The organism is Marinomonas vulgaris, from assembly GCF_018145875.1.
In the GTDB taxonomy this organism is placed as follows: domain Bacteria; phylum Pseudomonadota; class Gammaproteobacteria; order Pseudomonadales; family Marinomonadaceae; genus Marinomonas; species Marinomonas vulgaris.
Map to the genome: position 1 here is coordinate 1 of NZ_JAGSSV010000037.1, position 863 is coordinate 863.

Sequence of the window (863 nt, forward strand, 5' to 3'; positions counted from 1 at the left end):
AGTTGATGTGACATGGTCAGGCTCGAAGGTTAAAAATGAATTGTCTCATGCGCGGGACTTATTCGCATCTTCCCTAACATACTCTCATCAGACAGATTATGCAGGTGTTGCAAATACAACAAGCTCGCCATGAGACGCGTTGATAACGCGGCTGTACCAAGTGTGGCGAAATGCACGCCCAATTCCTTATCTAGTAGGCTCCAGTCAATAATCTTGTTTCTGTTGTTCCAATAGCTAGTGCTTGAGTAAAGCGAAAGCGTTTTCTAATTGAGCGGATCTTTACCTCTTACTTATCTTTTAAGATGACCGGGTGTATTTGTTTCTTGTTTGTGCATGTTTATATACCTGTTTTATATGTTTAAACTTGTTTAGTGAAAAAATAATTCAATATAATCAATACTTTAGTAGGTTTATCGTGACAGTTCCGCTCCTTAACGTGACAGATATGCGATATATCGTGACTGATTATTTGTTTACGTGACATAACTTCCTTTTAACGTGACATTCTTACCTCTTATCGTGACATCTAAGGTTTTTACAATTGCTAAAGTTGATAACGCATGTGTGCACCATTAACGTGACAAACTTGCAACTAGCCTAAATTGAAAATGATTTTTTTGTCACGATGTATCTGTCATCAAATGTTTTCGTGACAATTCCGCTACTCCTATGAGGGAGAGATTTGCTTTTATGTCACGATGCATCTGCACTCTGCCGCTTGGCATCAGAGCCTTACGTGACAATTTCGCAACTCCTGTAAGGGAGAGGTTTGCCTTTTTGTCACGTTGTGCCTGACATCAGAGGCTTTCGTGACAATTTCGCAACTCCTATAAAGGCGATACTTGCCTTTTTGTCACGTTGTG

General features: G+C 39.9%; 1 pseudogene. It reads right to left on the reverse strand.

What is annotated here, in order from left to right:
• Nucleotides 1-44: 44 nt before the first annotated feature.
• A pseudogene (locus tag J9B83_RS15835) lies at nt 45-215 on the reverse strand (IS5/IS1182 family transposase); the annotation flags it as partial.
• Between the last annotated feature and the right edge of the window lie 648 nt (nt 216-863).